Source organism: Chitinophaga sp. (assembly GCF_039596135.1).
GTDB lineage: Bacteria > Bacteroidota > Bacteroidia > Chitinophagales > Chitinophagaceae > Chitinophaga.
Map to the genome: position 1 here is coordinate 41,625 of NZ_JBCNKH010000015.1, position 12,543 is coordinate 54,167.

Below are 12,543 nucleotides of genomic sequence, written 5' to 3' on the forward strand. Positions count from 1 at the left end.
CTTAGTCTCTTTTTAAACTAATCACCGGATTGATCATTGCTGCTTTTAGTATCTCAAAACTTACGGTCATCCAGGCAATGACTAATGCTGTTAAAGGGCCGAGTACAAATATCAGCCAGCTGATTTGCACATGGTATGCGAAGGTTTCCAACCAGCGATTGATGGCTAATAAGGAAATAGGTATTGCTATAACAACAGCTATCAGTACCAGTCTTGTAAAACCAGTCGTCAGGAGATATATAATATTTAGTATTGAAGCCCCGAGTACTTTTCTTACACCTATCTCTTTCGTTTTTTGCTGCGCGAGGAAGGCGGAGAGACCGTATAATCCCAGGCTGGAAATGAAGATCGCCAGTATAGAGAATAGGTTGAAGATCTTGCTCATCTGCTGCTCGCCTTTATATTGGTTGGCGATGTCCTGGTCCAGGAAGTTATAATTGAAGGGATAGGCCGAATTTAAGTCTTCGCTTATTTTTTCTAAAGCTTTGATAGTCGCTTCTGTACTGCCGGGTCGGCTTTTGACCACTACATATCCGCCGTATCTATTCAGGCGTAAGATCAATGGTTCAATTACCTGTTGGATAGGTTTGAAATTAAAATCTTTCACTACACCTATAATGCTGCCATTGGTGCCATTGTAAAACAATGGTTTGCCTATGGCGTTATCGACTGTCATTCCCATTAGTTTGACAGCTGTTTCATTGATCACGAAACTGCTTGAATCATTAAATGCGGTAGAGAAGCCTCTCCCTTTTAAAACGTTTATCTGGAAAACCTTTGTAAAGTCTTCACTTACTTCCAGGCTGGGAATGACAACCTGTAGATTAGGATCTTTTCCTTCCCACATTACATTCAGATTCCCACTGTAAATATTGATGGGGAGTTCTGACATGATCGTGTAATTAGCGGTATGTGGATTTTGTTCCAATGCAGTGCGTAATGCGTGCATTTTTTGGGGTAATTCACCTGTGATAGGTATATATAACAGGTTGGATTTGTCAAATCCCATATTTCTGTTTCGGATGTACTGAAGTTGCTTAAATACAACTGCTGTTCCTATTAATAGTACAATAGATACTACAAATTGTACGATCACCAGTCCATTGCGGAAGATCAAATTTCCACCGGGGAGGTTGAGGTTTCCTTTCAGGACTTTGATAGGTTGGAACCCCGAAAGAATGAGTGCCGGGTAGATGCCGGAGAGTAATCCGGTGATGAATGCAATGCCCGCCAGGATGCCAGCATCTTTTAGATGGAGACTAAGATCTTTATCTGCCAGTAAATTGAATACAGGGAGGAATAACCAGACAATAATCAAAGCCAGTATAAGAGAGAAAAATGATATTAATAAAGACTCAGCTAAGAACTGCCTGATCAACTGTCCTCTTACGGCACCAATTACTTTACGTAATCCCACTTCTTTTGCCCGCCTTGCAGAACGGGCGGTGGCCAGGTTCATGAAGTTAATACAGGCGACTATCAGAATGAAGATGGCTACTATGAAGAAGATATTTACATATTGCACATTTCCATGACCGGGTAAGTCTACCTGCATAGCAGGCGATAAGTGAATGCTCGTCATAGGTTGTGCCTGGAATTCAGCCTTCATGGTGGATCCATGTTGCTTAAATACCCTGGTCATGGCCGCGTTTAATTTATTTAAAGCTGCTGGTGTAGGGACAAAGCTTTTATCCAGTTGGATATAGGTGTAGAAATTAAAGCTGCCCCAGGTGTTATTTTTTAGATCATCATTGCTATTCGCAATGGCCGTCATGGGAAGGATGAAATCAAATTGCAGGTGGGAGTTGGATGGGATGTTAGCCAATACCCCTGTTACTGTGACCTGGTTTGCGTTATCCAGTCTTAATGTTTTCCCGATCGCGTTCTCCGTACCGAAGTACTTTTTAGCCATGTCCTGGGTGATGAGCACGCCATCTACTCTATCGAGCGCCGTTTTTGCATCTCCTTTTGCAAAGGCAAAGTTGAATACCTGCAGGAAGCTTGGGTCAGCATAGAATACCCTTTTCTCTTCGAACTTCAGTTCATTCGCCTGAAAGAGGTGGGTTCCTATATGACTGAGTCTTACGGTATTCTTTATCTGTGGAATCGCTTCTTTCAACCCTGCAGGCATCCCGGCAGGGTTTACAGCTGCTATAAAACCACTGGCGTTGACGATTACCCGGTAGGTCTGGTCGGCGTTTTTGTGAAAACGGTCGTAGCTTTTTTCATGTTGTACCCATAGTAAGATCAAAATGCTGGAAGCCATACCGACTGCGAGGCCTAGCACATTGATAGTGGTGTAGGATTTGTGACGGATGATGTTGCGAAAAGCGATTTTGAGATAGTTTTTGAACATGAGTTGGTTTTTGGCTGGAAGGGGTGGCACAAAAAGATGGCCATTTTTTAAGTGGTTATTGTTTTTAATTTTAAATATTATAAATAATTAGATGGTGTTCGGATTTGAGATTAGGGTGTTCGAATTTGTATATTTGGTAGTCAATTTTATACTGCGAAATTATGCTAATACCCAAAAAGAGATATTATAAAGAAGACATCTACAGAGAATTGTCTGTACCCGTAGAAAGGCAAAAAGGCTCTTGGAACACGGGTTACGTCAAGTATGAGGGCTGCTATTATATATTTGCAAATATTGGGGTGGCGGGAAGAACTGGCCATGACTATGACAACCATTGGGAAGGAGACGATTTACTCGTTTGGCATGGAAAGAATGAATCCCATGTAGGACAAAATTCCATTCAAGAAATGTTAAGTAGAAAGGTGCCTGTGCATATTTTTACAAGAGATCAGGATAGGAGCCCGTTTTTGTACGAAGGGTTGGGAATTGCCATTAATCATGAAGAAACAACTCCTGTCAAGATTGAATGGGACATCATACAGCCGTCAGGGGAAAAGGACATCGATGAAGTAATTGAAGCAATTGTCACTCATGCAGAAGCGCCTAATGATGTGATCAAAAAAATGGTAGCCGCTTTAAAGCGGTTGCGAACTGGACAAAGGGCATTAAAGGAAGGACTCATGAAACTGTATGAAGGACGTTGTTGCATTAGTGGCTCCAGCATAGAACAATTACTCATCGCTTGTCATATTGAACCACATAAGGAAAAGGGCAATAATCATTCGACTAATGGGCTGCTCATGAGAGTAGATTTACATATATTGTTTGATGCAAATTTAATTGGGATTGAACCTGATACCTTAAAAGTGCGGATAGGGAGAAAATTGAAGGGGAGTGAATATGAATATTTAGATGGGATGGTATTAAGGCAGCGGAAAGATGGAATGAGACCTGATAGAGCTGCGTTGGCACAAAGGTGGAAAAAGTTTGTAAGTGTTAGCGTCTGATAGTAATAATTTAATTTTAGCGTGGGCTAAGGGAAGAATTCAATAAAACCTGACAAATAATAAAGATCCAGTAAAGATTTACTGGATCTCCAATCAAATGGAACGGGGCCATTGTATTTTGTATGGTTATACAAATGGCACGAAGCAGTTCGCCTGAAATCCAATTAAAGAGAACTTTTGCGGATTTACTTCACGGCTTTTTATTAAACTAATATTTTAAAAATCCCAGGTAATATTAAGACAAATTTTGAATACAAAATTAAATTGGGGCAATAAATTTTTTAAATTATACTGTTTGTATTATATTGATAATGATGTGATTATGATGATTTTCTCCTGTGCGTTTTAAACGCCGGGTTAATTAGGAATTATAGAAAATGAAATGCTTGTAGGCATATTTCCGCTCGCATAGCTACTCCCAAAATAATAGTTATAGCTAATTCTAAACGTGGAGTTGAATCTCTCAATCAATTTAATTGCTTACTATCTTATTATTTTTCTGTTAGTGATAACTTTATCAGTGAGACAGGTACTACTATTCATCACTTTTAAATGCATACATTATGAAAAGAGCGAAAATCATGTTGTCTGCTATTGGATTGATTACGGTTGGTAGTAGTATTGCTTATAGGCCTGGTAAGCATTTTGGCGGAAGTTACCAGTGCCTGACTACTATATCCGCTACCAATTTTTTTCCAGTGAGATATACTACAACTTTTGGTAATCATTTCACATTGTTTTGTACAATTTGTGGTGGAGTAAGAGAGGATGCTACTCCCAAAAGAGTTACAGTTAATGCATAACATAAGTAATGTAATATGAAGAAGTTAATAACTGACGTCCTCAAAATATTATTATATTCTTCATTAATATTATTAACTGCCGCGTTTGTATTGCTTTTTGTATTGCCCTATACAACTTTCAAAGATAATATAAGCTTCCTGGCGTTTAAACAACAATATATTCATATTCCTATCTGGAAAATTTCCTTCTATATCCATGTTTTCTCTGCATTTTTAGCTTTGTTAAGTGGCATTCCCCAATTTTCAAATACAGTACTAACTAAATTTAAAAGTGTTCATCGAATATTAGGACAGGTGTATGCTTATGATATTTTAGTTGTCAATTTTCCAACAGGGATGGTGTTAGCTGTTACAGCTATTGGTCCTTGGATCTCCAAATTGGGGTTTGTGGTGCTGGATTGCCTTTGGTGGTTCTTTACCTTCAAAGCGGTCACTGCTATAAGAAATCATGATGTGTTTTCGCACAAGAATTTTATGATGAGAAGTTATGCGCTCACTTTTTCGGCGATCACATTGAGGGTATGGAGCACCATTTTTATATCGATCCTGCATTTTAACCCATTAATTGTTTATTCTATTAATGCATGGATGGGATTTATTCCTAACCTGCTTTTTGTAGAGATTTTGATTTGGAGGAGTCGGAGGAGAAGGTTTTTTAAGCGCCGTTTCAAAACAATATTATAAAGTAAAACACCACCGATCAGCCACCGTTCCAAAGGAAATTCCTTTGCGGTGGCTGATCGGGTGACATGGGTAATGATTTCAAACAATTTCGGCTTCGTTGTCTTCGTATGGTAAGACAATCTGGTTTATTATGAGGTGATCTTGTATGCAGCTTTTCCACATACGTGACTCCTGGTTTTATTTAAATTCCAGGTGCCTTTGAGGTTAAAAGGGAAAGCAAAGAGCATGGCTGATATGAATACCAACCTGGTTCATTTTAGAGGGTATAAGTAAGACAAAGCTGAAATGAGAAAAGTATGAGAGGAAGGAGAAAAATTTTTTATTTTTTTTGAGAATATTTTTCCGAGGGGGTTAAGTTTGGAATAGGCAGTAAGGATATAGTATATTTTTACCGCCTATTCTGGTAATTCCTGTTTTTTATTTTGAATAAAATATGAGATTGGGTATTACCAGATCACGATTGTCTGTGTCTTATCGTCAACCGTTGGGTATCTTAACTGTTCTCCAGTAGATAACTTTACAGTGATGTAATATTCGAAATCCTGTTGCTTAATATCCTTCGTAGAATAGTTCAATTTATAAACATTGCCCCCCTCTCTTTCGACCTGCTTCGATTCAAATTGGGATAAACCAAATCTTTTATGGTGGAATACGACTGATTCAATTTTATTAGCTGTTAAGATCCTGATTCGTAAATTCAGGTCTTCACCAGGTGATAATATCGTTCTTTTAGTGGTTACTACTATTCTTGAAGGCCCAGCATATTCATGGGTCAGGTGTACAGGGGCAACAGGACTTCCTTTAACAGCACTGATCAGGCTATCATACCTTACCAGGAATTGCATTCTTTCCATATTATGTTGTTCCAGGTTGGCGATCGTGCCTAGTTCTCCAGTTGTGTTTACAGCTTGTAATAACCACGTCACCATTTCTTTCCATACCTGGACCGTGCTATCCCTCGTCAGCAGTAACTTTTCGGCTAATGATTTTTTGACCGTCATCCCTGGTTCTTTGGTCAGCAATGCGGCAATGGTATCCATCTGCCCCAGCATACACCCGGTTCGGGCCAGGGAACGTGCATAGTAGAAGTTGTATAACCAATATTGATAGTGTGCTTTATTGGAGGGAGATTTGACGAGTTGTTCACATTGCTCGTAGTCGTTGATAAAGCTGTATTGCTTTTTCACTTCTTCCCACGGGGTTTTATTGGCTACAATCATTCCTGGCCCCATGATTCCCCAGTTGGATGCTCTTGGGAAATTTCCAGGATAGCTATCTACACCAGGAGGAATTTTGGGCGCGCCATCCAGTTTTTGGAAAATGGGAGAGATGGATACTGCCGCTTCTTTGCCAAATTGCAGGGAAGCCCATTCGTCGTAGACATCTTTTACGGGGTAGTCTCTTTGGGTATCAACTATGGTTTCTTTGTAGGTATTGGCTTCCCAACCTGCTTTTGCCAGCGATAAAAATGCAGGTGACAGATTTTGTGTTCTCCAATGAATGCCCATCAGGCCGGTACAGCCATAGTTATAGGCATCTTGTGCATCTTTCCGGGTACGACCCGCCCAAAATTGGGGGGAGATTAATGCAGGATCATCTTCCAACCAGGAGATTTGCCATTTAGGCCGATCGGTGATGCTCGCAAATGCAGGTTCTACTGGTGCATATCCTTGCTGCCGGTTGATTACGCTAAACGGCATTTCTTTAGGTAGTAATTGGTCAAATTCTGCACGGTTGCGGGATGGACCTAATACCCATCCACAGGTAGCCAGGGTAAATGGGACTTTTACCGTTTTTGCCGCGGTGATTGCGTTCATGAGATCTTTTTCCAGGCGATCTACTTCTCCGGGCCTTTCTCCAATCCATGTCCATAGTTCTGGCGTCCAGAACCAGTAATAATCGAGTGGATAAGTTGCTTTTATCCTGTTGAATAATGTTTTGTATAGTTCTTGTTTTAAGGAATCACTGATATTTTTTTTATCAGTTTTTAGTTCCTGCAGCACGCTACCAGGTACGGCCAGGGGAACTTCCGTACCCAGGCATGTTTTTACACCAAGACTGTTGGCCCACGAAAAAGCATGTTGCAAAATAGTGCCGGATTGATTGACGATGTCAATATTCTCCTCTTGTGTATGAGGCCATTTAGACCTGTTTTTCATGTAATCAGCGCCGTAGTTACCTGTTTCAAATAGCTGGGCCGCACCAAAACTAAAGTCAGACGTATTTTTGGGATAGTAATCGAATGTACTATCGTTGGTATTGAAATGCATGACAGGAGAAGCTGTAGTGACTTTTCCCGTAACTGAATCAAAGTGCTCTTTTGTACCAATCCACACCAATGGTTCTGGTTTATAATAGCCGGTAAATTTACTATCCGGATAGGTGTGAAAGCCTATGAAGTTCATGCCCATTTTAGGCAGCTGGGTGATGAATGCCTTGTAATCATCTTCATTCCACCAATCAGGTCCTTCTGGAAAATCATGGAAGGGCAATATACCCCTGAGATTAAATGCTGGTTTATAGGTATTTTTAAAACCTGACAATTTTATTCCAGTTATTTTTTGATCGGGAATAATATCATCTCCGGGTTCAAACCCAATTCCTGTAGAGGTCAAGAATTTGTATGCGCCGTATAGGGTACCTGTTTCATCTCCACCTATGATCAGTAATTTTGGACCTGGGATGGAGAGTAGTTGATAGCTTTCCCCGGTAAGCTGGTTATCGATACCCCCGTCTTTAATAGCAGGATAGTTCTGTATCGTTTGAATTGTACTTACAAATATGCTATTGCCAGGTAATTTTTCATTTTTAGTGACTGTCTTTATTACTGGTAACTGCCCCGTCCTCAAGTAAAGGTACCTTTGCAGTTCTTTGGCTGCCAGTACAGTCCGCCCTTTGGCCGCTTTGTCAATGAAAATTGGCGGAACTTTCGAGAAGACTGCTATTTGTTGGAGTATAAAAAAGCTTAAAAGCAGGATTAATCTCATTTCTAATTATTACATGTGAGAAATTGAATATAAGCTATCGTGTGAGTCGAGGTTAAGTACTCAATTTAATAGTTTATAAGTATTCCCCGCGGTAATTTCCTATTGAAAAAGTGAATTATTTTAATGAGTCACCCTGCGTTTATTGATCGCTATTAAATAAATGGATTCTAAAAAATAAAGCGTAAGGAATAGCTCCAGTACGATTACAAAGAACTGGTACCTTAATTCACTGGTTTGGGTCACTATCATAAAGAGGAAGTTCAATAAGCAAATACCTGTTATGATAGCTAGCCCTTTGAGTAATGTTTTTTCTGTATGCTTGATGCCACGCGCCAGGAGAAAACTTATGGATAACAATAAACAGAAGCCGTGAATGAAGGCAAATAGGCCTTTTTGATGAGACAGTAAAGTGGTCCTCAGGTTGATATAATATTCGGGTATAGTCAGGGAGTAGAGTCCGAACCACTTTGCTGCTATGTTCCCATAGTCATCCGTCTGTAGATAAAAGGCGGGGAGATTCTCCTTTAGGTTTTCAGGATAGGGAAGCAGGTACGATTTAGTCTGAGGCATTACTACATATTTGAAAAAAGCGATGGGGTGTTTTTTAATTAAATAAGTACCATATTCTTTATATAAAACACCAAATGGTGCCAGTTTATCAAATTCCAAGGTCCATTGTTTTAGCCCATTTTTGTATAGCATGTAGTCCATTAATGGCGTTGGCACTACGGCCATGTAAAAACTTCCATTCGTAATTTCCTTATCAGCATACCATAGGCTTACGTTTACATGGGGGCCGTCAAAGTATTTTCTGACCCTGGTATCTAGTTCCCTGAACTTTCCAGGAACAGGGGCTGTATCGTTTTTATACACATGTTCGTACATGTAGAGGGCATTGCTGGCTATTTTCCAACCGCCTGCATAGGAGAATTGTTTGACACCTACTTCTTTTTCCCAGGCTCTGCTGGTGAATTCGATAAATATCAGTGGTAATAAAATGGACAAGATGATCCCTGTGATCTTCCATTTAAGATAGATTCGAGCCATCAGGATTGCTAAAATAGCTATGACCGGATAGTAGGTGGCGTTGTACCGCAATGTGAATATTATAAATAATAATATTGCTTGTGTGAATACCAGGTAAGGACGAAACCTAAATAGGATCAATAATAATTGTAATGCCCATATAATACTAAATGCTGTATAGATCCAGTCGGATAGCAAATGGTTGCATGCGAATATAAAAATAGGATTTAGGAATAAGAAGATGAATAACAGGATAGATGGTACCAGGCCGAGCCCGAAATATTTTCTTACGAATAAGAAGAAATACAAGAAAGAGGCATTTAGCAAAAAATATTGTGTGCCTACCAGGAAGTTGGCGGAATGGGAAATATAGCCGAGCCACCTGATGAATTTAGGGTATCCTATCGGCCAGTTACATACATTGTAGTTGTATACAGCCGCTTTTACATAGTAGTAGGAGTCAAAATTAAGATTGGGAAAGGGGTAGAACGTTTTGAATATGGTATAAATGACGATGCTTAGCGTAATGGCTATCATCGAGAAGTAGTAATTTTGTGTATTATAGGTGGTTATTTGTTTACTTTCGAGGGATGGCAATGGGTTCATGTTATTCAGGGTTATTGCATGAATGAAAATGGTATTGTATGATAATTTAATGGTTATGGCGGGGATTTAGTTAGGAGATAGAGAGTATGATTAGATTACAGGAAGTTGCTTTGTTGCCTCTAATTGTAAATCTAAATTTGGGATATTAAACCTGCTCCATAGTTCTCGATGAAATTTAAACTCGACAATCCTGAGCTTTATTTCTCCTTCAATGAAAATGCGTTAACGGTCTTTTTTTGTCAATTTTTTGTCGAAAACAATGCTTAATCGTTCAGAGTAATTAGGTCTATCAACAACATATTTGCCATCCCCCAATTTTACAATCCATCTATAAAGTATTTGAATATTTTCAGTGATTTCCCATTTCCTTGGGACGGGTACATCTGTACAGTTTTTATGTATCCAGTCTTTTGCTGTGCCAAAATAAATCTCACTAGTCGCTTCTAAATTTTCTAAGAAACTTTTTATGAATTTGTGAGCAAAAAAGGATTCTGAAAGCTTCTGTCTGAATTCGCTTGAAGATAATCCTAAGGGGACTTTGTAAATAGCCAAATCATGTAATACACAGTTCAGCTCTGTCTCAGTTACAAATTCTTTGTCTTCATAAATTCTATAAAGTGTATCAATGTTATAAGTCATTGGAAGTGCTGAAATTAAAAAGTTCTTATCGGGAGCCTCGAACTTTAATGCAAATTCGTCTTCATTAGGGAATTCTTTTTTCTTTTCTGGCAATTGCTCACTTAATTGCTTGTATATACTATTTGTGATTAAGATGCTATCGCTTTCAATAATGCTAAAATATAGACGATCTTCAATGCTTAAGTTTTCTACAACTGTGGCAAGTTCATAATTGTAAGTTGAATGAGTAGGTAAATTCAATGCACGTGAAGAAATATTTGCACTGGTAAGAAAACAGTTCTTGTATTCGTCAAGATATGCTTTTAAATGAAGTCGTGCATTGCGAAATAAAGCAATACCCTTTGACTTTAAGTAAGGATAAATCTCCAAATCTGATACACCGAGTATCAGATCTTTTGTTTCCCATCTAACAAAAACTGCTTTTACTTTCTCACTGCCATCAATAAGTTCTTTAAGTGTTTCGAGTTTAATGTACGGAGAGAAAATAAAAAGGGCCTGCGAATTACTAATGTATTCGCTGAGTTTGGTATGAAGGTTAATCCCGTTTTTATGCAGCATCGTTAATCTTCTTGTAAAAATTGTTTTGCAATCCGTCCCCAATCTTGTCTTGTGTCTTGTGCCCTATTCTTCAAAGGACCATCTGCCTGTTCATCTTCATATCTTGCCCATGCCATTAACAGAAGTTTTAAGCCATCAGAAGCGTTTCTTAATCTTAACATTAAGTCTTCAGAAGTAACACCTTCTGTTGATGACTCTAACACTTCTACCAGATTTTTATATGCTGGATGGTTTGTGTTTAACGAGATCAAAATCTTCCCACCTTTAGTCTTAACAGTAAAAAAGGCATGACTTTCAATATCTGCTTCAACGAACGAATATTTAAGATTGCTTTTGAATAACCAATCAGTTAATTCAGTAGCATTTCCAATTCCTTCACTTTCTAAAGAGGCTTCGACATTTTCTTTTCTTTCATTTTCCGATTCCTGTTCCTCCTGAATATCACTGGTTCCCTTATGTCCTTCCTTTATTCTTTCGGCTGTTGCCTCAGTAGCTTTTTTTTCAGCAGAATTTTGATCTTCATATCTTTTTTTTACGGTTCTTTCTTCGTTTTTAGTTTGCGCTCTCAGCAATTTTCTAATTGTTCCTAAACTGGATTCAATTCTTTCTGTAATTTCAATAAGCAATGCCTTAGGGTCACCTTCTTCCTGAAGTTCTTCTTTGAGTTGAACTAATGTCTTCCCATCTTTTACCAAATCTTCCAAACCAAATTTCCCTAAATCTGAAAAATTATTAGCGAATTGCTTGTTATTTGTTACTCCAAAAACCTCATCAAGTGCAGGGGGAAACTCAATTTCTATTCCCCACCATCTTTCTACGGGATCATATTGTATAGCCCATGCTTGGTCAAGGTCTAATTCTCTATTTGATCTAATAATGGAAACACCAATATTTTTAGCTGCATGTTTGCCATATGGTCTTGAACCAGGGTTAAATCCTTTTCTTGCTTCCTCTTTTGCTAAAGTAAATCTTAGGAATACATAATGCTTTTCTCCTTTGAATGGAATTGTGTATTTTACTTCATAATCCTCACCTCCCCACTTATTAAACATTGGTTTGTCATTATACGGCTCCGGACAAGAGGTCTTTGACATCAAGTAAAGAGGATCATTTGGTAACGCAGTTTTTATAATATATGGTCTTGTTGGATTGTTTTCATTAAATGCAACCATTTTTATGCTTACTGTCTCTTCATCTATATATTTACGGTACATTCTACCAATAAGAAACTCAGAGTTATCAATAATACTTTGAGCAGTTTTCCAAATACAACGGTCAATATTCGACCACACAACAAGAGTTCCAGTTTTGTCGAAATTGCTTCCGGCCGACTTCCATAACTCCGGAATAGCTTTACTTGTTGGTTCTGGAACATCTTTCATTTCTCTATTAATGATTTGGTCAATATCCAGGAAAGTATAGATTGCTCCTTCTATCCCATCCTGCCAAGTCCAAACCTCAACTCTTTTTGCTTGAGAAACAGATGAAGAAGGCAGCCCCATTCCAAACTTTCCTATTCCTTTTTGATTACTTGGTTCTAAGTTGGTGCCATTACCAAATTGTAACGCCATTCTTAAAATATCCTTATTCATCCCTTTACCATTATCCAAAACTGCAATCTTATTTATTCTTCTAACTGTCCTTGATGAAAATTGAACTTCAATTTCTGAACACAATAACTCGACTAGTTTTGCTCCATGCTGAATTGAATTGTCAATTAATTCTGCTATAGCATAAGCAGCATTTTTATAACCATTATCTCTCATCGCTTTTACAGCCAAATGAGCTGGAACTATTGAATTATCCATATTTTAATTTCTTTTTTATTATTATAAACGTAGTAGTAATACTACTATTAAGCTTGGGTTGTGTTACTC

8 protein-coding genes are annotated in these 12,543 nt (G+C 38.4%); 3 read left to right on the plus strand and 5 right to left on the minus strand.

Annotation, left to right across the window (positions count from 1 at the left end; genetic code table 11):
- Position 1 precedes the first annotated feature (1 nt).
- Positions 2 to 2,356, minus strand: coding sequence for an ABC transporter permease (locus tag ABDW16_RS12160; protein ID WP_343670044.1), 2,355 nt, complete (start codon positions 2,354 to 2,356; stop codon positions 2 to 4).
- A 161-nt stretch (positions 2,357 to 2,517) separates the two neighbouring features.
- Between ABDW16_RS12160 and ABDW16_RS12165 the strand changes: the two genes are divergently transcribed.
- The 3 genes from ABDW16_RS12165 to ABDW16_RS12175 all read left to right on the plus strand — a co-directional run bounded on the left by ABDW16_RS12165 (position 2,518) and on the right by ABDW16_RS12175 (position 4,850).
- Complete coding sequence (locus ABDW16_RS12165) at positions 2,518 to 3,363, plus strand: HNH endonuclease signature motif containing protein (RefSeq protein ID WP_343670046.1); 846 nt, start codon at positions 2,518 to 2,520, stop codon at positions 3,361 to 3,363.
- Between the two features lie 563 nt (positions 3,364 to 3,926).
- Entirely contained in the window at positions 3,927 to 4,166 is a 240-nt protein-coding gene (locus ABDW16_RS12170) for a hypothetical protein (protein WP_343670048.1), read from the plus strand.
- A gap of 15 nt (positions 4,167 to 4,181) precedes the next feature.
- Positions 4,182 to 4,850 carry a DUF2306 domain-containing protein gene (locus tag ABDW16_RS12175; protein ID WP_343670049.1) on the plus strand — a complete coding sequence of 223 codons (669 nt, stop codon included), beginning with the start codon at positions 4,182 to 4,184 and terminating at the stop codon, positions 4,848 to 4,850.
- A 446-nt stretch (positions 4,851 to 5,296) separates the two neighbouring features.
- Here ABDW16_RS12175 and ABDW16_RS12180 read toward each other — a convergent pair whose 3' ends face one another.
- The 4 genes from ABDW16_RS12180 to ABDW16_RS12195 form a co-directional block, all read right to left on the minus strand.
- Entirely contained in the window at positions 5,297 to 7,837 is a 2,541-nt protein-coding gene (locus tag ABDW16_RS12180) for an alpha-glucuronidase family glycosyl hydrolase (protein WP_343670050.1), read from the minus strand.
- Between the two features lie 120 nt (positions 7,838 to 7,957).
- The gene (locus tag ABDW16_RS12185; RefSeq protein WP_343670052.1) at positions 7,958 to 9,469 is read right to left on the minus strand and encodes a hypothetical protein; all 1,512 of its coding nucleotides are present in this window, start codon (positions 9,467 to 9,469) and stop codon (positions 7,958 to 7,960) included.
- A gap of 222 nt (positions 9,470 to 9,691) precedes the next feature.
- Positions 9,692 to 10,666 carry a hypothetical protein gene (locus ABDW16_RS12190; RefSeq protein ID WP_343670054.1) on the minus strand — a complete coding sequence of 325 codons (975 nt, stop codon included), beginning with the start codon at positions 10,664 to 10,666 and terminating at the stop codon, positions 9,692 to 9,694.
- A 2-nt stretch (positions 10,667 to 10,668) separates the two neighbouring features.
- On the minus strand, positions 10,669 to 12,474 hold the full coding sequence (locus ABDW16_RS12195; protein ID WP_343670055.1) for an ATP-binding protein: 1,806 nt from the start codon (positions 12,472 to 12,474) through the stop codon (positions 10,669 to 10,671).
- Between the last annotated feature and the right edge of the window lie 69 nt (positions 12,475 to 12,543).